This is a genomic window from Caulobacter segnis, assembly GCF_023935105.1.
GTDB classification, from domain to species: Bacteria; Pseudomonadota; Alphaproteobacteria; order Caulobacterales; family Caulobacteraceae; genus Caulobacter; species Caulobacter segnis_B.
In genome coordinates this window covers 3,651,956-3,669,949 of the sequence record NZ_CP096040.1, presented here as the reverse complement: position 1 = coordinate 3,669,949, position 17,994 = coordinate 3,651,956, and the positions used below count along the sequence as shown (strand labels likewise).

Sequence of the window (17,994 nt, the reverse complement as noted above, 5' to 3'; positions counted from 1 at the left end):
GGAACGGATCCGCTCATTTCTTCTCGGATTCAGCCTTCTTCTTGGCCTCCTCGGCGGCCTTGGCCGCGTCGTCCTGGACCTTCTTCCAAGCCTGGAACTGCTCGATATAGGGCTGGCGGCGCAGGACCTTGGAGGCCGGGTCGACGATCACCGGCACGGTGTCGCCCACCGCCACCCGGCCCGTCCCGTCGGCCATCGCCACGGTGACGACCTTGTCGCCGACCTTGACGTCGACCGGCATCGGGAAGGGCTTGTCCTTGGGCGTCTTCCACTTCAGCACCAGGTCGCCGCCCTCGCGGGTCTCGATCAGTTCCGGTGGCGCGGCCTCATACAGATAGACGTCGAAGAACCAGCCGTAGTCCTTGCCGGTCACCTGGTTGACGATCTTGATGTAGTCCTTGGTGCCCAGATACAGCGGCTTGAAGTTGCCCGGCTTGGGATCCGGCGTGCCGTAGACGGCGATGCGGGTGATCTTGAAGAAGGCCTCGTCGCCGATCAGCGTCCGCAACGTGTGAAGGACGTTGGCGGCCTTGTAGTAGATGTCGTTCCCCGGCCCGCGGTCGCCGTTATAGACGTCGTCTTCCTTGAGCTGACGGCCCGAGACGATCGGATACTTGTTCTTGGTGTCGACGCGCATCTGGTTCAGGCGCGCCATGTACTCCATGTCGCCGTGCAGCCATTGCGAGAACAGCGGCTGCATGTAGCTGCCATAGCCCTCGTGCAGCCACATGTCGTCGTTGTCGACGTCGGTCAGCTGGTTGCCGAACCACTCGTGCGCGAACTCGTGCTGCAGCAGCCAGTCGAAGCCGTAGGCGTCCTTGCGGTACTTGTTGCCGTAGGCGTTGATGGTCTGGTGCTCCATGCCCAGGTGCGGGGTCTCGACCACGCCCATCTTCTCGTCGCGGAACGGGTAGGGGCCGATCATCTGTTCGTAGAAGTCCAGCATCGGCGTGAACTCGGCGAACAGGCCCTTGGCCTTCTCGGCGTTGCCCTTGAGGTACCAGTAGTTCATCGGGATCGTGTCGCCGAACCGGCTCTTGTACGTCCCGGAAATCTCCTCGTAGGGACCGACGTCCAGGGCGATGGCGTAGGTGTTCGGATTCTTGGCCTGCCAGTTGTAGGTCCGCCAGCCGTCCTTCTCGGTCATGCCCTTGAAGACGCCGTTGGCCGGCGCGACCAGCGGGGCGGGGACGGTGATGTGCAGGTCGACCAGCTTGGGCTCGCCGGTCGGGTAGTCGATGCAGGGCCAGAAGATGTCGCAGCCGTCGCCTTGCACGGCGGTGGCGATCCACGGTTCGCCGCTCTCGGTCTTGCTCCAGACGAAGCCGCCATCCCAGGGCGCGCGCTTGGCCTCCAGCGGGACGCCGGCATAGGTGAGGGCCAGGGTGACCGCCTTACCCTTGGCCACCGTCTTCGGCAGGGTGATGGTCATCCGGCCTTCGGGATTGGTCCAGGCCGAGGGTTTCAGCGCCTTGCCGTCGATCGCCAGCTTGCTGATCGTGAAGACGCGGTCGAAGTCGACGACCAGCTTGGTGAGCGGGGCCTTGGCCGTGAAGGTCAGGATCGCCTCGCCCTCGATCGCCTTCTGGTCGGGCAGGATCTTGAACTTCAGGTCGGCGTGGTCGAAGGCCAGTTTCTGCTGCTCGGCGGGCATCGGGCCGCCGGTCTCAAGTGACTGGGCGCTGGTCTTGAGCGGCTCGGCCGCGTGGGCGGCGGCGGTCGAAAGAACCAGCAGCGACGCCGCGCAGGCGGCGAGGTTACGGAAGGACAAGTGGGCGACTCCCCAACGCGATGACGTATTGGGGCGTATCGGTAGGCCCGCGCGACGCGGACGCCAAGAGCGTCGCCGTTGAAAGCGCTCGCCGCCTGGGCGGGCGCCTCAGATCTTCTCGCTGATCTTGATGGCCGCGCGGCAGCCGGCCTGGATCACGGCGGTCAGCAGCGGATAGGCCGTCGCCTCGTGTGCGCCTTCCTCGATGGCCAGGTCACGGTGGGCCAGCTCGTCGTCGCGGAACTGGGTCAGTTCAGCGGCCAGGGCTGAGTCGCGGTCCTTCAGCTCTTCGATCTGGCCGGCATAGTGCTTCTCGATCACTGTCTCGACCGCCTCGGTGCAGGCGTGGGCGGCCTTGTCGCCCAGGAGGGCGGTGCCGGCGCCCAGGGCGAAGGCGGCCGCGCGCCAGACCGGCGACATCAGGGTCGGGCGCACATTGCGCTCGGTCAGCAGGTCGTTGAAGCGCGAGAGATGGACCTGTTCGTGGCCCTCCATCTCCTTCAGCTGGTCGGCGATGCGCTCGCGGCCGGGGGCGTTGCGCATGACCGCGGCCTGGCCGCGATAGATGTGCACGGCCGCCAGTTCGCCGGCCTGGTCGACGCGCAGGATCTCGGCGAGGCGCGAGCGTTGCGCGCCCCGGCCAGGACGGGGCGGGACCGGCTTGCTCATCACAGGGTCTCCGTCTTGCGCAGGCCCGCCAGCACCGACCAGACGGTCAGTTTCAGCGAGACCAGCGCGTTCCAGCCGGCCATCGACAGGCCCAGGAACACCCAGGCGGCCTTGTCGCACATCGGGACCTTGAGTTTCTTGGTCCCGTTCAGCATGGCCGAAAGATCGGCCGCATTGACCGCCCCGGCGCCCGTGCAGGTGGTCGGACCCGGCCACCATTTCCATTCGACGCCGGCGTGGAACACCGCCAGGCCTGTACCGTACAGGAAGATCGCCGCCAGCAGCAGGTTCACGGGCTGGCGCAGGCGGGCCCACAGCGGGGTGCGTTGCAAAACGGCGCCCACCAGGCCGACGGTCCCGGCGACCCAGTAGACCTCGCGCGCCTTCAGGCACAGGTGGCAGGGGGCGAGGTGGCCGAACGTCTCGAAAGCGTGGGCGATGGCCAGCATCAGGGCGCTGGACAGGAAGGCGATCAGCGGCCAGTGGCGCGTCACCAGGTCGTAGACCTGGCCGATGAAGCCGTTCGATCGTTCAGTCGTCGTCATGCGGCGCAAGCTCCACCGTGTCCGCCCCCACCGATGAAATGGCTGGCCGTGAGGCCGATGACAACGAGGGCGATCAAAATTCCGGCGAACAAAGCGAGGCGGCGCTCGACGACCGGCAGCAGGGCCGGGCCGAACTTCTTGATGATGAAGGCGACCAGAAAGAAGCGCGCGCCGCGGGTCAGGGCCGAGGCGGCGATGAACATCGGGAAGGCGAACGCCGCCAGACCCGAGGCGATGGTCACCAGCTTGTAGGGGATGGGGGTCAGGCCCTTGGCCAGGATCACCCAGACGCCGTATTTGGCGTACCAGCACTGGAACTCGGCCAGCCCGCCGGCGTGGCCGGTGGCGGCCATCATCCATAGGCCGAAGTCGCGTAGGAAGTAGCCGATCGCGTAGCCCAGGCAACCACCCAGCACCGAGGCGATCGTGCAGATCAGGGCGTAGCGCCAGGCCTTTTCCGGCTTGGCCAGGCACATGGGCGCCAGCATCACGTCCGGCGGAATGGGAAAGAACGAGCTCTCGGCGAACGAGACGGCGAACAGGCTCAGCGGAGCGTGACGGGAAGCGGCCAGGCTCATGACCCAGTCGTACATACGGCGCAGCATGCGAACTCCGAGGAACGTGAGAGCCCGTAGCTATCAGGGGAGGACGAGCTTGTCCGCAAGGATCGGCGCGCGCGGCTTCCCGGCCCGCGCGCGCCGCCATGCCTGACTAGAACTTCAGCGCGAGGGAGACGCTGTAGTTGCGGCCAGGCTGGCTGTAGCCGTCCTTGATGGTCGAGTTGTCGGCCAAGCCGCGCGCGTCGCTCCACCACCAGTACTTCTCGTCGGTCAGGTTGAAGACGCCGGCGCGGGCCGTGACGTTTTCGGTGACCGCCCACCAGGCCGTCAGGTCGCCGACCGTGAACGAGGGCGGGGTGAAGCAGTTGGAGGGCGAGCTGCCGGGAACCGCGCCCGTGCACGACACGCCGGCGCGGCCGGCCGACTTGCGGTCCGAATGGACGACGCTGAGGTCGCCGCCGAACCTGCCCGACGGGGCGCGATAGGCCACGCCGCCGGTCAGCTTGACCGGATCGATCGAGACCAAGGGCGTGTTGACCCTGTTGGCGCGCGACGCGCCGCGGGCGTAGGAGACCGCCGCGCGGGCGGTGAAACCGGCGCCCAGGTCGAACGCGCCCTTGGCCTCGGCCCCGCTGATCTTCACGCCCGACAGGTTGATGTACTGATAGACGGCCGGGTTGGCGGCGGTGAAGTTACCGCTGACCTGAACCTGCTCGATGAAGTCGTCGTACTCGCCGGTAAAGCCGGTGACGGCCACGCGCCAGCCGCCCCGATGCATCCGGAAACCGGCCTCCAGGGTCTTGCTCGTTTCGGGCTTCAGGTCCGGGTTCGAGATCGACCTGTAGTTCGAGACCGGGTTGGCGAAGCCGGTGTTGACCTGCGACGGGGAGGGGGCCTTGAAGCCCGCCGCCACATTGGCGAACAGCGTGACCAGGTCGGTGGCGTCCCAGACCAGGCCCAGCTTGGGGGAGACGTGGGTGTCGCTCTGGCCCGAGGTCGCGGTGGTGAACAGCGCGTCGGCCTTCGGATCCAGCTTGTAATAGTCCAGGCGCACGGCCGGATAGATCGTCACCGGACCGGCCGTGATCTCGTCCTGCACATAGAGGCCGGCCAGGGTGAAGTCCGTGGTCGGGAAGGCCTTGGCCGGGAAGGTCTCGCCGGCCGGCGGGATCGTGCCGTCGCGCGTGCCCCGCTGGCGGGTGATCGAGGCGTCGCCTCCCCAGACGATCTCATGCTTCTGGGCTCCGGCGTCGAAGACGCTGTGCAGCTCGACGGCCGCGCCGAACACGCGGTTGTCGAAGGTGGCGTCGCGGGTGCGGTCTGCGGCGGTGTTGCGATCCTCGGCCGAGAACTGGCGCGTCGTGCTCTTCTGCCAGTACAGCGAGGTGCGGGCGGCGCTGATCAGGCCCTCGCCGCCGTCGAAACGGTGGTCCAGGTTCACCCGATCGCGCTTGACCTTGTCGAAGGCGGTGAGGCCGATGACGCTGGTCGAGGCCAGGGGCGGCTTGGCGATGGCCGACAGCACGGTCCAGTCGACGTCGCGGTCCATGTGGTCGACGGTCAGCCGGAAACGGTTCTTGTCATTGGGGCTGTAGATCAGCTTGCCCAGCACCGAGTTGGACTGGTTGTCCTCGGGATTGGCGGTAGTGCGGTCGGTATTGGCCGAGTCGTTGGTCCCGGCCGTCTTCTGGCCCTCGCCGTCGCGGCGGGTATAGGCGAGCAGGGCTTCCCAGCGGTCGGACTTGCCGGCCAGCACCAGGCTTTCCGTCCAGCTTTCGTCGGCCGAGGCGTAGCCGACGCGGGTGCGGCCGGCGAATTTCTGGTCGCCCTTGAGGATGTCGGACGGGTCCTTGGTGATGAAGGTGACCGAGCCGGCCAGGCCGTCGGCGCCGTACAGGGCCGAGGCGGGACCGCGCACGATCTCGACCGACTTCAGGATGTCGAGATCGACATAGTCGCCACGACCGGTCGACTGGGCGCCGAAGGCGAAACCATCGGGCACGCGCACGCCGTCGACGACGATCAGCACGCGGTTGCCTTCCAGGCCTCGGATGTTGAATCCGGCATTGCCGTCGCGGCCCGTCGAGGCGCCGGCGGCGGTGAAGCGGGCGGGGGCGTTGCGCACCGACACGCCCGGCTCGTCGCGGACCAGGTCCTTGATGTCGCGGACCAGCCCGTCCTCGATCTCTTCCGAGGAGATGACACTGACGGTCACCGGCGCCTGGGACACGGTCTTTTCCGAACGCGTGGCGGTGACGGTGACTTTGTCGAGTTCGACGGCGTCGACGGCGGGGATGGCCTCGGCGGCGTAGGCGCCGCTGGCCAGCACGGCGGCGATTGAGGTGGCGGCCAGCGCGGCCAGCTTCAGGCGAGACATCGATATCCCCTCGATGATTGTTGCGACTTGTTCGCAATTGGTCGTGAGGGCCTAAAGCGGGCCATCGATCCGGTCAAGCTATTTGCAATTGATTCTCAGAACTAATAGCAATATGCCGAGGTCGCCGCGATCCGAGCGGCGCCTGGGGTGCTTCCGATGATCCGTTCTCTCCGCGCCGGCCTGTTGGGCGGCGCGCTCATGCTGGCTCTGGCCGTCCCCACGGCGCGGGCTCATTCGCCTTATCTGCTGCCCAGCGTATTCGATGCCTCCGACCGCAAGATCGTCACCGTCACGGGCTCGTTCACCGAGAGCTTCTTCACGCCCGAAGTGGTGATGAAGTCCGACGCCTATGCCGTGATCGGTCCCGACGGCGTCCGCGTCCCGCTGGCCCCGACCTATCTGCGCGAGGTCGCGCTGGTCGAGGCCGTGACCGAGAAGCCCGGCACCTACCGCATCACCACCGGTCAGCGCGGCGGCCGCACGGCCAAGGCGGCGTTGGTGAACGGCGAATGGAAGTTCTTCGAGGGCGAGAAGGCCCCGGCGGACGCCATCGACATGCAGAGCCTGACCATGGCCGAGGTCTATGTGACGCGTGGCGCGCCCAGCGACGCGGCCCTGGCCCCGATCGGCAAGGGGCTGGAGTTCCACGCCGTCACCCATCCCAGCAAGATCGTCACCGGCCAGGACGCCGTGTTCGAGGTGCTGTTCGACGGCAAGCCGCTGGCGGGCCAGGCGATCACCCTGCAGGGCGCCGACGACCGTTACGCCGACACCAAGGCCGCCGCCAGGACCGTGACCAGCGACGCCAAGGGCCGCTTCGCCGTCAAGGTCGACAAGTCCGGCGTCTACCAGATCCAGACCCGCTATCGCGTCGCCCCGACCGCCGCCGGCCAGCCGGGCCGCAGCTTTACCTACGCCCTGACCTTCGAATCCCTCCGTTAGGATCCGCCATGAAGACCCGCACCATCCTCGCCGTTCTCGCCGTCGCCTCGCTGAGCGCCGGCGCGGCCCACGCCGCCTCGCACGCCCGCGACACCTTCATCAAGGAGCAGGACCAGAACGGCGACGGCGTCGTCTCCAAGGACGAGTTCGCCGCCACCCGGGCCATCCAGTTCGGCAAGACCGATGCCGACAAGAGTGGCTCGCTGTCGCGGACCGAGTACGTTGGAGAGTTCAAGGCCCGCCTGGAAAAGCGGCTCGCCACCGACGACCGGACGGCCGAGAAGAAGGAAGAGGAGCGCGTGCGCCAGATGCGTCAGGCCGACGTCCGCTTCGATGTCCTGGACAGCGACAAGAGCGGCGCCATCACCCGCGCCGAGTTCGATTATTCGGGCTGGCGGATGTTCGTCCACCACGACACCAACAACGACGGGACGGTCTCGGCCGCCGACCCGATCAAGGAAGACCAGCAGGACTGAATAGGTGGGAGGGAGGCCTGAAGGCTTCCCCTTCTTGCTTTCCTCGCCCTTGTGGCGAGGACCCAGGGAGCAGCGGGACCTAACCTTGAACGGTGGCTCCGCCGATGTGGGGAGTGCTCGACGAACGCGTTGAAAGCCGTGCGCTGGACCCCAGGCGCGAGGCCTCGGGAGGCGATGCTTTGGTCGTCAAAAGCATCACCTATTTGGATTTTCGGCGTTTCGTGGCTATGACCGCCGGCCAAGACATCAGGGCCGCGCGGCCCAGACCGAAAGCCTGAAGACCATGAGCGACACGCCCCCCGACCGCCTCTCCGTAAATCCCGACAGCCCGTATTACGACGCCGACCTGCTGGAACGCGGCATCGGCATCCGCTTCAAGGGCGTCGAGAAGACCAATGTCGAGGAGTACTGCGTCTCCGAGAAGTGGGTGCGCGTCGCGGCCGGTAAGACCCTGGATCGCAAGGGCAACCCGATGACGATCAAGCTGCAGGGCGACGTCGAGGCCTATTTCCGCGACACCGCCGAGGGCTGAAGCCCATGGCGAGCGAGCCGGTGAGCGATCCCGACCTGGCGGCCATGGCGCGCGACGAGCTTTCGCGCGCCGTGACCCTGAGTTGGCGGGACCTGAAGGCGATCGTGCCCTGGGGCGACACCTTCGAGGGTGTTTCGCCCGCCGGCCGCTATGTCGAGGTCGAGCGCAGCTACATCTGGGCCTCCGAAGAGGGCGGCGACATCCTCTGCGAGGTGACGGTCTACGGCGGTCCGTCGCGCTATGACGCGGGCGAACGCGTCTCCCGCATCATTTCCCGCGCCTGAGCCCTGGGCGCGTGATTCGGGTGATCAGGACGCCGCAGAGACGGGCGGCGGGCTTCCCGGAGCGAGATTGACGTCCTCAAGGGGCTCCTGGGGCATGAGAACGCCATTCAGGAAGGCGAGACGACTATTCGCTGCCCAAGCGGCGTGCGAAACTGCGCCTTCGTTCGGGTGAACTCCTCGGGGCGTTGAGCCTCGGATAGGGGGCGCTCACACCAAGAGTAAGCGTGACCCGAACGCCAAAGGGTCTATCGACGCGAAACGGATTGGCGAAGGCCGCTCCTCTCAAGGCGGTCACGCCATGGGAGGACGAAAGGAAGGACATGACCGCGACGGTCTCTCCGATTACCCCTGGCGCGTCCGAAGCGCCCGAACCGGGCGTCAGCCTGATCGACTACGTTCCCTATCGTCTGGCAACGGCCTCGGCGGCGGTCAGCCGTCTGATCGCCCGCGCCTACGAGGACCGCTTCGGCCTGACCATCCCGCAATGGCGGCTGATGTCGGTGCTGGCCGAGGGCGGCCTGACCCAGCACACCGCCGTCACGCGCACGGCGATGGACAAGGTCCGGGTCAGCCGCGCGGCGCAGGAGCTGGTGGTGCGTCGCCTGGTGGCCCGCACCACGGTCCGCTCGGACCGCCGCTCGCACACCTTGGAGCTGACGGCCGCCGGCCGCCGGCTGTTCGCCGAGATCGCCCCGCTGGCCCTGGCCTACGAGGCGACCCTGCTGGCGGGCCTGGCCCCCAGCGAGGTGGCGATGTTCAAGCGCCTGCTGGATCACCTCGAGACCGCCGCTATCCAGCTGACCGGCGGGGAGACGATCACGCCTCGCCCGGACGGCTCCCCGGATGGTTCGACCGCCGTCGATTAAGCCTGTCGGAAGACTGGAATTCGTTTTCGACGCCTGCTAGGAAGACCACCCTTCGCGCAGGCGCGAAGCACGCGGGCGTGGTGAAACTGGTAGACGCGCCGGACTCAAAATCCGGTTCCGAAAGGAGTGTCGGTTCGACCCCGACCGCCCGCACCAACTCTTCTTTTCAGACTGAACCTACAGCCGATCCGCCGCCTCGACGCGGTGGATCAGGCCGCGCAGCAGTCCGCGCCCCTTCGTCCACGCCCCATGGCCGCTGTCGACATTGATATGCCCCGCGCGGCCCAGATCGACGAAGTCCGAGCCCCAGCCGCGCGCGAAGGCCTCGGCGCGCTCGATCTCGACATAGGGGTCGTCGCGGCTGGCCACGACCAGGCTGGGGAAGGGCAGGCGCTGGCGGGGGATCGGCGAGAAGCCGACCAGCAGGCGGCCGGCCGGGCCTTCGCGATTGACGTCGGCCGGCGCCACCAGCATGGCCCCGCCGACACCGCGTCCGCCCGTCACTTGGGCGAAGTGGGCGACCAGGGCGCAACCAAGACTATGGGCCACCAGGATCGCGCCGGGTCGCTGGCGCACGGCCTCGGCCAGGCTGATCGTCCAGTCGCCCAGCAGGGGGCGCTCCCAATCCTGCTGCTCGACCCGCTGGGCGGTGGGCAGCTCGCGCTCCCAATGGCTCTGCCAATGGTCGGGACCGGAATTATAGAGGCCCGGCACGATCAGGATCGGCGGGTCCTCGCGGTCGCCGCGATAGGAGCGAGCGGGCTCGAAGGCGGAGGAGGGGGGCATCATCATGCGGAACTCGATGGGCTTTGGCCGTCGATCAGCAGATGCCCGGTCCCTCCGTTCGCCTCAATTCATATCAATTGAATAGGATTTGAGAAAAGCTGGGGCGAGATGGTGGTCTCGCTCCCAGTCTCGACCCGGCCGGCGTCAGCCGATCCGATCGCCGCGATGCAGCGGATCGGGCAGGGGATCGCCCTCCTTCACGAACTGCAGCGACACCGAGTTGATGCAGTAGCGCAGGCGCGTCGGCGGCGGGCCGTCGGGGAAGACGTGGCCCTGGTGGCTGCCGCAGCGGGCGCAACGGGTCTCGATGCGGACCATGCCGTACGAGGTGTCGCGGATCCCGACCACGTGGTCCTCGGCGAACGGGGCGTAGAAGCTGGGCCACCCGGTGCCGCTCTCGAACTTGGTCTCGTGCTTGAACAACGGCAGGCCGCAGAGGCGGCAGCAATAGGCGCCGGGACTCTTCTCGCCCAGCAGGCCGCCGCAGAACGGGGCCTCGGTGCCGTGTTGCAGGAGGACTCGCGCCTCCTCGGCCGTCAGGTCGGCCTCCAGGCGTTCGCGTTCGGCGTCCGTCGGCGGCGTGAGGTCGAAGCCGATGGTTGAAAGGATGGCTGCGTCTGTCATGACAGCCAATGTAGGCGCTCGAGCGCCGATCCGGTAGGACCAGGAGCATTCGATGACCGTCGCCGTCGCCTTCTTGCAGCCGGGCTGGGCCGATTGGGAGGCCGGCGCCGTGCTGGCGCTGCTGCGCGAGCACCTGAAGGTCCAGATCGAGATCGCCACCCCGACCGGTGATCCCGAGACCTCGATCGGCGGTGTGCTGGCCGCGGCCGACTACCGGTTCGACGATCCGGTGCTGAGCGACGCCGATGTTTTCATCCTGATCGGCAGCGACGCGTGGAGCCAGGGCGAGAACCCGGCGATCTCGTCGCTGATCCGCCAGGCCTTCGCCGACGGCAAGCCGGTGGCCGGCATCTGCGCCGGGACCACGGCCTTAGCGCGGGCGGGCCTGTTCGACGGCAGGAAGCACACCTCGAACGGCCAGGACTGGCTGGAAAGCATCGCGCCCGGCTATGCGGGCGGCGATCACTATGTCGACAGCGCGAAGGCGGTGACCGACGGCAAGCTGGTCAGCGCCTCGGGCCTGGCCCCCGTGACCTTCGCCGCCGCCGTCGCCCGCCTGATCGCGCCCGAGCAGGAAGAGCTGATCGCGGGCTACGTGGCGATGTTCGCCAAGGAGTTCGCGGCTACTTGAGCGCGGCCTGACCGGCGCGGGCCACGATCCCGTCCTGTGCGGCCGAGCCGCCCGAGACGCCGATCGAGCCGATGATCTTGCCGTCGACCAGCAGCAGCTCGCCGCCCTCGACCGCCGTCGCGCCGGTGAAGATGGCGTTCAGCGTGCCGGCCTTTACCAGTTCCTGGAAGTAGGAGGTTGGGCGGCGGAAGTTGGCCGAGGTGTGGGCCTTCTTCAGCGCCACCTCGTTCGAGCCGTACTGCGTGCCGTCCATCTTCTCGGCGAAGACCTGGGCGCCGTTTGATTCCAGCACGACGATGACCATCGTCCAGCCGTTCTTGCGCGCCTCGGCCTCGGCGGCGGCCGCGACGGTCTTGGCCTCGGCAAGAGTGATGACGCGGGCCGCGTAGGGCGGCTGCGGCGCGGGCGTCGGGGCCGCAGAAGGGGCGGCCGTCTGGGCGAAGGCCGAACCCCCGGCCAGGACCAGGCCGGCGGCGATCAGGGCGACGGATTTTCTCATGGCAGCACGACCTCGTCGTTCAGGCGGGTGTTCTGGGGCTGGCTGGTGACGATCCGGACCCGCAGGCCCTGGACCTTCACGCCGGCCGGGATTTTCAGCTTCACCGAAGCGGTCTTGGGCAGCAAGTCCAGCGGGGCCTTCAGCGGCGGGATCGCCGCGCCGTCCACGACCTTGTAGGCCTTGTCGACCAGCTCCAGCCTGGCGGCCTGCGTGTCCTGGGCGCCCAGGCTGTGGACCTTGGCGGTGATTGTCGAGCCCTTGACCGTCACGTCGCCGCGACCAATGCCGAGATCGGCGCGCCTAGCCGGATCGTCGCCGGCCTTGATCAGCTTCATGTCGATGACCACGGTCTGGCGCGGCGACAGGGCGATCTTGGTCCCCAGGCTGCGCTCGAATTCGATCGAGGCGGTCTCGGGCGTTCCGTCGATCTGGTCGTCGCCGTTGTAGTCGACGCCCTGGCTCATGCTCCACAGGCCGGGGGCGACGTTCCAGCCGGTCATCACGCCCGTCACCGGCTTGTCGGTGCGGTTATAGGCGATGACCTTGAAGCCGGTCTTGGTGGCGTCCTTGACCAGCAGCGCGATGTCCGTGCCGTCGGCGTTGTCGAAACGCCAGCTGACCACGTGGCCGGGGGTCATCTGGCTGCGCTTGTTGGCGATGCCGCCCAGGCGCGAGCGTTGCAGGACGTCGGACGGCAGCTCGACGCGGTCCGACCACCAATGGCCCTCCGTGTGCATGTACATGTGCTGGGCGTTCCACTGGATCTCGTCGGCGTAGAGATCCTCGAGGTATTTCTTGTCGCCGGTCAGGCTCCAGGCCGCGTAGCGCTCCATCGCGCCGCCCTTGGCCGCCATCTTGACGATCGCGTCCTTGTTGGCTTCGCCCAGGCCCATCGCGGTCAGGGCGTTGTCGTTGATGCTGGCCAGCGACTTGATCCCGGCCTTGGAGATCCGCCAGTTGATCGGGGCCAGGTACTTGGCGTCGCCGGTCAGGCGATAGGCGGCCCAGAAGATCTGGAACGGACCGTCCGCGCCCGAGCCCTGCAGCACCGTGCCGCCGCGCTCGGCGTCGGTGCGCCAGTTGATCTCGTTGGGATACGAGCCGTCCTTCTTGCTGACGTGGGCCAGGTAGCCGTCGGCCAGGCCGATGACGGTGTCGCGGGCGGTCGGGTCGCCATTGTAGTCGCTGATCAGGATCGACGGGTGGACGACGCCGAACGAGTACGGCTTCTGCCACTCCCACGGGCCCTCGCGGTACGAGATCTTGCCGCTGTACCAGTTGGTGTTGAAGTGGACGTGGCCGGCCGGGTTCTTGTCGACCACCCGCGGCAAGGCCTTCACCGTCGTGAACAGGCGCTCGACCGCCAGCGGGTCGCCGTAGTTGACGTACATCGCCTCGGAGTTGCTGTTGATGCCTTCCTCGTAGGCGTGCAGCTCATCCGTCACGATGGTCGAGAGGCCATCGGTGAACATGCCGTTCTTGTAGACGGCGTCGGTCAGGCGGTTCAGCGAGTGGGTCAGCTTGTCGGGCTGGACGCCCATCAGGGCCACGCCCGGCCATTGCTGCAAGAGGTCGGTGTCGTCCGACAGGCCGCCGCCGAAGTCGCCGAAATCCGCCTGGCGCTCGTCGATCCACCAGTTGATGAACTTGCTCACCAGCTTCAGGTCTTCGGTCTGGCGGAAGGCCCACAGCGGCGTGCCATCGGTCGGCTTGGGTTGGTCGAAGGCCGGCCAGCCCTGGCTGCCATAGGTGATGTCGCCCCAGTACTCCCGGCCGATCTGGTTGTCGGGGTCGACCTTCAGGAGGTCGGTGATGTCGGCGTAGAGGCGGCGGTAAAGGCCCTGGCGCTTGGAGGTCGTGTGCTCCTCGACCAGGAAGGCCCAGTTGTCCTTCACCTGGTTCAGGCGGTCGGCGATGTGCTCGACCTTGGCCTTGTCGCGATCCTTCAGAACCAGGCGGATCTTGGCGCCGTCCAGGGCCTTGGGCCCGAACGCGGCGCTGTCGGCGGCGATGGTCAGGTACAGGCTGTCGGCGGTCAGGATGCGGTCGCGCAGGTCCAACCACACGGTGCGAGGCTCGCCGGCCTTCACCGAGACGCTGACGTCGATCATGTTGCGGCCCGGCCAGATCGGGTCCTTCACCTGGATGTTCAGCGGGATCACCGCTCCAGCCGCGCCGGGCAGGGCCGGAATGTCGATGGCCACGCCGTCCAGGCCGTCGCGGGCGTTCTCCCAGCCATAGGCCCAGTTGCGGGCCAGCGGCTTGGCGGCCGGCGCGTCGCCGAACCCCGACGGGATCAGCACGTGGACGATCGGCAGGCCGGGCGCGGTGAGGTCCGAGGCGGGACGGGGACGCGAGGGCGCGGCGTCTGGAATGGCCACCACCGTAGCGCGCTCGCCCGCCGGGTGGTGGCCGGCGATGTAGGCGTTCAGGTCGGCCAGGTTCAGATAGTCCGGCGCCACGTCGGCGCGGACCGTGTAGCTCATCTTGAAGGCGTCCTTCGGCTCGGCCCCGGCCGAGACGTTGTAGGCCCAGATCTCCTGGATCGGGGTCTCTTGAGCCACGTTGGTGAAGGTCAGGACGCCGCCGTTCAGCGGCTTGGCCAGGGGGGTCACGGTGCGCTCTTGGTCCTTGGCGCGCGTCCCGACGCTGGAACCCTTGTCGCCCGCCTTGCCAGCCCCTGGGGCGGCCCACGAGAGGTCGCCATAGGCCGGACCCTGGATCTCCAGGCGGTTGATCGGCTCGTTGGGCAGGGTCAGGGTCAGGGCCTTGCCGCCGTCGACATAGACGTTCCAGTCCGGCAGTTGGAAGTAGTCGTTGCGGCCAGGCAGGCGCGAGCGGTTGTAGACGCCGGGCCAGGTGGTTTCGGAGATGCCGTCCGTGCCCTTCCACATCCATTCCTTGATGTCCTTGGCGTCGGCGAACTCGACCTTGCGGATGGTGGTTTGGGCGTCGGTCAGCAAGGGAGGGGCGGCGAGGTTCCAGCCGTAGCGCTGCTTCCAGGCGGCGTGGACGGCCGGATCGGCCAGGGTCGGAACCGGCGCGGCGACCGCGGGCGCTTCGTTGCGGGCCAGGGCGGCGATGGCGTCGGCCGCCAGCGGGCGGTCGTAGACGCGCAGCTCGTCCAGGTCGCCGCCGCGGGTGAAGTTGTAGCGGCTTTGCACCTGATGCGGGGCGATCACGCGGCCGGCGACGCCGAACTGGTCCAGACCGGCGTCGTAGACCGCCTTGGTCTCCGTCTTGGCCGCCAGCTTGCCGTCGACATACAGCTGGACGCCGGTGGTCTCGTCCCAGGTGAAGGCCAGGTGCGTCCAGGCGTCGGCGGCCGGGTTCTTGTCGACCTTGAACGAGACGCGGGTGCGGGCCAGGCCGTTGTCGGTGACGAAGGCGTCGAAGCCGTGGCCGTTCCAGTCGATGCGCAGGAACGCCATGTCCCAGCTTGAGTGGTCGGCATAGCCGACGCGAAAGATCACGAACGGCGCGACGCCCACCGGATAGCCCGAGCGCCAGAAGAACGAGAGCGTGCCCCGCTGGGCCTGGATGTTGCCGGGCGCGTTCCACGAGACAACGCCATCGTCCTCGGCGTGGAAGCCCTTGCCGACCTTGCCGTCGATCGGCGTGACCTTGTCGGCGAAGTTGGGGATCGGGTCGCCGTGGGCGACGTCGGCGACCAGGCCCTTGTCGCCCGACAGCTTGAACAGCAGCGCCGGTTCGGACTGCGCCGCGACGGCCGCGTTGGCCAGGATCAGCGCGCAGGCCGAGCCCAGGAAAATCGCCTTCATGTGAACCGTCTCCTCCCCATGGCGGACATCTCGGCTCCATACTTTTGGTAACCGGTGTCATGTCTGAGCGTTTTTGTAGCGCCCCAAGGGCATGCTTGCAAACCCGACCGGGGCTGATACGCCATGCTGCAAAGCACAAAATGACGGGCGGAAGTTGCCGATGTTCACGAAGATCCTGATCGCCAACCGGGGCGAGATCGCGGTGCGGGTGATCAAGACGTGCCGGCGACTGGGGATCGCCACGGTGGTGGTCTATTCGGACGCCGACGCGGGGTCTCTGGCCGTGGAGATGGCCGACGAGAGCGTGCACATCGGCGCGTCGCCGGCCGCCCAGAGCTATCTCGTCGCCGACAAGATCATCGCCGCCTGCAAAGAGACCGGGGCCCAGGCGATCCATCCGGGTTTCGGCTTCCTGTCGGAGAACGCCGGCTTTGCTAAGCGCTGCGCCGACGAGGGGATCGTGTTCATCGGCCCCAACCCCGGCGCGATCAGCGCCATGGGCGACAAGATCGAGAGCAAGAAGTTCGCCCAGGCCGCCGGGGTGTCGTGCGTGCCCGGCCACATCGGCGAGATCGCCGACACCGCCGAGGCGGTGACGATCGCCGAGCAGATCGGCTATCCGGTGATGATCAAGGCCTCGGCCGGCGGCGGCGGCAAGGGCATCCGCGTGGCCTGGAGCCGCCAGGACGTCGAGGAAGGCTTCCCGGCCGTGCGCGCCGAGGCCAAGGCCAGCTTCGGCGACGACCGGATCTTCATCGAGAAGTTCATCGAAAGCCCGCGCCACATCGAGATCCAGGTGCTGGGCGACAAGCACGGCAACGTCGTCCACCTGTTCGAGCGCGAATGCTCGATCCAGCGCCGCAATCAGAAGGTCATCGAGGAGGCCCCGTCGCCGCTGCTCGATCCGGCCACGCGTGAAGCCATGGGGGCCCAGGCCGTCGCTTTGGCCAAGGCGGTCAACTACGACAGCGCCGGCACGGTTGAGTTCGTGGCGGGGCAGGACAAGAGCTTCTTCTTCCTGGAGATGAACACCCGCCTGCAGGTGGAACACCCGGTCACCGAGCTGATCACCGGCCTTGATCTGGTCGAGCAGATGATCCGCTCGGCCTGGGGCGAGACGCTGGCCTTCCAGCAATCGGATCTGAAGATCAACGGCTGGGCCATCGAGAGCCGGATCTACGCCGAGGATCCCTACCGCAAGTTCCTGCCCAGCATCGGCCGCCTCGTGCGCTACGCCCCGCCGGCGGAGGGCCAGCAGGACGGCGGCTACACCATCCGCAACGACGCGGGGGTCCGCGAGGGCGACGAGATCTCGATGTACTACGACCCGATGATCTCCAAGCTGTGTTCCTGGGCCCCGACCCGCATCGCGGCGATCGACGGCATGGGCCGGGCGCTGGAGGACTTCCACATCGAGGGCCTGGGCCAGAACATCCCGTTCCTGGCCGCGGTGATGGACGAAGAGCGCTTCCGCTCCGGTCAGTTGGCCACCAGCTACATCAAGGACCAGTTCCCCGACGGCTTCCAGGGCGCGCAAGCCACCCAAGCGCAGTTGGACATCCTGACCGCCGTCGGCGCGGCCATGCAGCGCGTCCAGGCCGCCCGGGCTCGTAGCCAGGCCTCGGGCCTGATGGGGCCGGCGCGTGACGAATGGGTGGTGGCGGTCGGTTCCGCCAAGCGGCGGGTGAAGGTCTCGGGCCAGGACGGCGAGGTCACCGTCGCGCTGCTCGATGAGGGTCGCTCCCTGAGCCTGACCGACATCGCCTGGCGGCCTGGCCAGCCGGTGTTCCGGGCCCGGCTCGGCGGCCAGGCCTTCACGGTCCAGGTCGCCCCGGCCGCCGAGGGTTTCGACATCCGCCATCGCGCCGCCAAGGCCCGGGTGCTGGTGCTGACCCCGCGCAGCGCCGAGCTGCACGGCAAGCTGCCCGCCAAGCAGGCCGCCGACACCTCAAAGCTCGTCCTCTCGCCCATGCCTGGCCTCGTCGTCTCGATGGACGTCGCCCAGGGCCAGGCCGTCCGCGAGGGCGAGGTCGTCTGCGTCCTCGAGGCCATGAAGATGCAGAACATCATCCGCGCCGAGCGCGACGGCACCGTCAAGGCCGTCAACGCCAAGGCCGGTGACCCCGTCGCCGCCGACGAAGTCCTCGTGGAGTTCGCTTAAGGCGCGGCTCTTTCTCCGCCACGGCGCAGGCTCTAGATTGCCACGGTCGGCGAACGGCCGACTCGACGAACGGCAAGGGCGGGCATGGGCGATCGTAGCGAATGGGCGGAGCTGTTCCTGTCGTCAAACGGCAGGCTGGCGCGCACGCCGTTCCTGATCGCGGCCGGCGTGCTGATCGGGGTGGCGGTGCTGTACGAGGCCATCGCCGGCTATACCCTGCACTGGCTGACCGGCTGGCTGGTCTATCCGGCCCTTCTGTTCTCGGGTGCCTGCGTGCTGTCCAAGCGCCTGCACGACCGCGGCCGTTCGGGCTGGTGGGCGCTGCTGATCCTGGTGGCCGTGGTCGCGGTTTGGCCGCAGCCGGAGCATTTCCTGGACTTCCTGTTCAGCCTGGTCCTGATCTGGGCGATCGTCGAACTGGGCGTGATGGGCGGCGAGCAGGGCGCCAACCGCTATGGGGCGAACCCGCTGAAGACGATCTCGATCTAG

General features: G+C 67.6%; 16 protein-coding genes, 1 tRNA gene and 1 pseudogene. 9 read left to right on the top strand and 9 right to left on the bottom strand.

Features of this window, described 5'->3' with window-relative positions:
- Window positions 1-13 precede the first annotated feature (13 nt).
- The 5 genes from MZV50_RS17135 to MZV50_RS17115 form a co-directional block, all read right to left on the bottom strand.
- Window positions 14-1,771 carry a M1 family metallopeptidase gene (locus MZV50_RS17135; protein WP_252630509.1) on the bottom strand — a complete coding sequence of 586 codons (1,758 nt, stop codon included), beginning with the start codon at window positions 1,769-1,771 and terminating at the stop codon, window positions 14-16.
- A 108-nt stretch (window positions 1,772-1,879) separates the two neighbouring features.
- Window positions 1,880-2,440, bottom strand: coding sequence for a demethoxyubiquinone hydroxylase family protein (locus tag MZV50_RS17130; protein ID WP_252630507.1), 561 nt, complete (start codon window positions 2,438-2,440; stop codon window positions 1,880-1,882).
- Complete coding sequence (locus tag MZV50_RS17125) at window positions 2,440-2,985, bottom strand: disulfide bond formation protein B (RefSeq protein WP_354668903.1); 546 nt, start codon at window positions 2,983-2,985, stop codon at window positions 2,440-2,442. The genes MZV50_RS17130 and MZV50_RS17125 overlap by 1 nt, the downstream gene beginning before the upstream one ends.
- The gene (locus tag MZV50_RS17120; RefSeq protein WP_252630505.1) at window positions 2,982-3,590 is read right to left on the bottom strand and encodes a YqaA family protein; all 609 of its coding nucleotides are present in this window, start codon (window positions 3,588-3,590) and stop codon (window positions 2,982-2,984) included. The genes MZV50_RS17125 and MZV50_RS17120 overlap by 4 nt, the downstream gene beginning before the upstream one ends.
- A 106-nt stretch (window positions 3,591-3,696) precedes the next feature.
- Window positions 3,697-5,922, bottom strand: coding sequence for a TonB-dependent hemoglobin/transferrin/lactoferrin family receptor (locus tag MZV50_RS17115; RefSeq protein ID WP_252630504.1), 2,226 nt, complete (start codon window positions 5,920-5,922; stop codon window positions 3,697-3,699).
- Between the two features lie 156 nt (window positions 5,923-6,078).
- On the opposite strand from MZV50_RS17115, the gene MZV50_RS17110 reads away from it, so the two are divergent.
- The 6 genes from MZV50_RS17110 to MZV50_RS17085 all read left to right on the top strand — a co-directional run bounded on the left by MZV50_RS17110 (window position 6,079) and on the right by MZV50_RS17085 (window position 9,178).
- The gene (locus MZV50_RS17110; protein ID WP_252630502.1) at window positions 6,079-6,864 is read left to right on the top strand and encodes a DUF4198 domain-containing protein; all 786 of its coding nucleotides are present in this window, start codon (window positions 6,079-6,081) and stop codon (window positions 6,862-6,864) included.
- 8 nt (window positions 6,865-6,872) lie between these two features.
- Window positions 6,873-7,340 carry an EF-hand domain-containing protein gene (locus MZV50_RS17105; protein ID WP_252630501.1) on the top strand — a complete coding sequence of 156 codons (468 nt, stop codon included), beginning with the start codon at window positions 6,873-6,875 and terminating at the stop codon, window positions 7,338-7,340.
- Window positions 7,341-7,623: 283 nt separating this feature from the next.
- On the top strand, window positions 7,624-7,872 hold the full coding sequence (locus tag MZV50_RS17100) for a DUF3297 family protein (RefSeq protein WP_252630500.1): 249 nt from the start codon (window positions 7,624-7,626) through the stop codon (window positions 7,870-7,872).
- A 44-nt stretch (window positions 7,873-7,916) separates the two neighbouring features.
- Window positions 7,917-8,156 carry a hypothetical protein gene (locus tag MZV50_RS17095; protein WP_252635266.1) on the top strand — a complete coding sequence of 80 codons (240 nt, stop codon included), beginning with the start codon at window positions 7,917-7,919 and terminating at the stop codon, window positions 8,154-8,156.
- 320 nt (window positions 8,157-8,476) lie between these two features.
- Window positions 8,477-9,022 (top strand): MarR family winged helix-turn-helix transcriptional regulator, encoded by a 546-nt coding sequence (locus MZV50_RS17090; protein ID WP_252630499.1) that lies wholly within the window; start codon window positions 8,477-8,479, stop codon window positions 9,020-9,022.
- Window positions 9,023-9,093: 71 nt separating this feature from the next.
- Window positions 9,094-9,178: transfer RNA gene (locus tag MZV50_RS17085), tRNA-Leu, on the top strand.
- 21 nt (window positions 9,179-9,199) lie between these two features.
- On the opposite strand, the gene MZV50_RS17080 is transcribed toward MZV50_RS17085, so the two are convergent.
- Together MZV50_RS17080 and msrB are read right to left on the bottom strand one after the other, a co-directional pair.
- Entirely contained in the window at window positions 9,200-9,808 is a 609-nt protein-coding gene (locus tag MZV50_RS17080) for an alpha/beta hydrolase (RefSeq protein ID WP_252635265.1), read from the bottom strand.
- 144 nt (window positions 9,809-9,952) lie between these two features.
- Window positions 9,953-10,432, bottom strand: coding sequence for a peptide-methionine (R)-S-oxide reductase MsrB (gene msrB, locus MZV50_RS17075; RefSeq protein WP_252630498.1), 480 nt, complete (start codon window positions 10,430-10,432; stop codon window positions 9,953-9,955).
- Between the two features lie 52 nt (window positions 10,433-10,484).
- Between msrB and MZV50_RS17070 the strand changes: the two genes are divergently transcribed.
- Entirely contained in the window at window positions 10,485-11,063 is a 579-nt protein-coding gene (locus MZV50_RS17070) for a type 1 glutamine amidotransferase family protein (protein WP_252630497.1), read from the top strand.
- Here the strand turns inward: MZV50_RS17070 and MZV50_RS17065 are convergent.
- Both MZV50_RS17065 and MZV50_RS17060 read right to left on the bottom strand, forming a co-directional pair.
- Entirely contained in the window at window positions 11,056-11,562 is a 507-nt protein-coding gene (locus MZV50_RS17065; RefSeq protein WP_252630496.1) for a GlcG/HbpS family heme-binding protein, read from the bottom strand. The genes MZV50_RS17070 and MZV50_RS17065 overlap by 8 nt on opposite strands.
- Window positions 11,559-15,483: pseudogene (locus MZV50_RS17060) on the bottom strand (LamG-like jellyroll fold domain-containing protein). Before MZV50_RS17060 ends, MZV50_RS17065 begins: the two are co-directional and overlap by 4 nt.
- A 21-nt stretch (window positions 15,484-15,504) precedes the next feature.
- On the opposite strand from MZV50_RS17060, the gene MZV50_RS17055 reads away from it, so the two are divergent.
- Together MZV50_RS17055 and MZV50_RS17050 are read left to right on the top strand one after the other, a co-directional pair.
- Window positions 15,505-17,505, top strand: coding sequence for an acetyl-CoA carboxylase biotin carboxylase subunit (locus tag MZV50_RS17055; RefSeq protein WP_252630495.1), 2,001 nt, complete (start codon window positions 15,505-15,507; stop codon window positions 17,503-17,505).
- 84 nt (window positions 17,506-17,589) lie between these two features.
- Complete coding sequence (locus MZV50_RS17050; protein ID WP_252630494.1) at window positions 17,590-17,994, top strand: DUF805 domain-containing protein; 405 nt, start codon at window positions 17,590-17,592, stop codon at window positions 17,992-17,994.

Coding starts and splice junctions, on each gene's coding strand:
- MZV50_RS17130 (WP_252630507.1), bottom strand. CDS start 2,440: ATGAGCAAGCCGGTCCCGCCCCGTCCTGGCCGGGGCGCGCAACGCTCG.
- MZV50_RS17125 (WP_354668903.1), bottom strand. CDS start 2,985: ATGACGACGACTGAACGATCGAACGGCTTCATCGGCCAGGTCTACGAC.
- MZV50_RS17120 (WP_252630505.1), bottom strand. CDS start 3,590: ATGCTGCGCCGTATGTACGACTGGGTCATGAGCCTGGCCGCTTCCCGT.
- MZV50_RS17115 (WP_252630504.1), bottom strand. CDS start 5,922: ATGTCTCGCCTGAAGCTGGCCGCGCTGGCCGCCACCTCAATCGCCGCC.
- MZV50_RS17110 (WP_252630502.1), top strand. CDS start 6,079: ATGATCCGTTCTCTCCGCGCCGGCCTGTTGGGCGGCGCGCTCATGCTG.
- MZV50_RS17105 (WP_252630501.1), top strand. CDS start 6,873: ATGAAGACCCGCACCATCCTCGCCGTTCTCGCCGTCGCCTCGCTGAGC.
- MZV50_RS17100 (WP_252630500.1), top strand. CDS start 7,624: ATGAGCGACACGCCCCCCGACCGCCTCTCCGTAAATCCCGACAGCCCG.
- MZV50_RS17095 (WP_252635266.1), top strand. CDS start 7,917: ATGGCGCGCGACGAGCTTTCGCGCGCCGTGACCCTGAGTTGGCGGGAC.
- MZV50_RS17090 (WP_252630499.1), top strand. CDS start 8,477: ATGACCGCGACGGTCTCTCCGATTACCCCTGGCGCGTCCGAAGCGCCC.
- MZV50_RS17080 (WP_252635265.1), bottom strand. CDS start 9,808: ATGCCCCCCTCCTCCGCCTTCGAGCCCGCTCGCTCCTATCGCGGCGAC.
- msrB (WP_252630498.1), bottom strand. CDS start 10,432: ATGACAGACGCAGCCATCCTTTCAACCATCGGCTTCGACCTCACGCCG.
- MZV50_RS17070 (WP_252630497.1), top strand. CDS start 10,485: ATGACCGTCGCCGTCGCCTTCTTGCAGCCGGGCTGGGCCGATTGGGAG.
- MZV50_RS17065 (WP_252630496.1), bottom strand. CDS start 11,562: ATGAGAAAATCCGTCGCCCTGATCGCCGCCGGCCTGGTCCTGGCCGGG.
- MZV50_RS17055 (WP_252630495.1), top strand. CDS start 15,505: ATGTTCACGAAGATCCTGATCGCCAACCGGGGCGAGATCGCGGTGCGG.
- MZV50_RS17050 (WP_252630494.1), top strand. CDS start 17,590: ATGGGCGATCGTAGCGAATGGGCGGAGCTGTTCCTGTCGTCAAACGGC.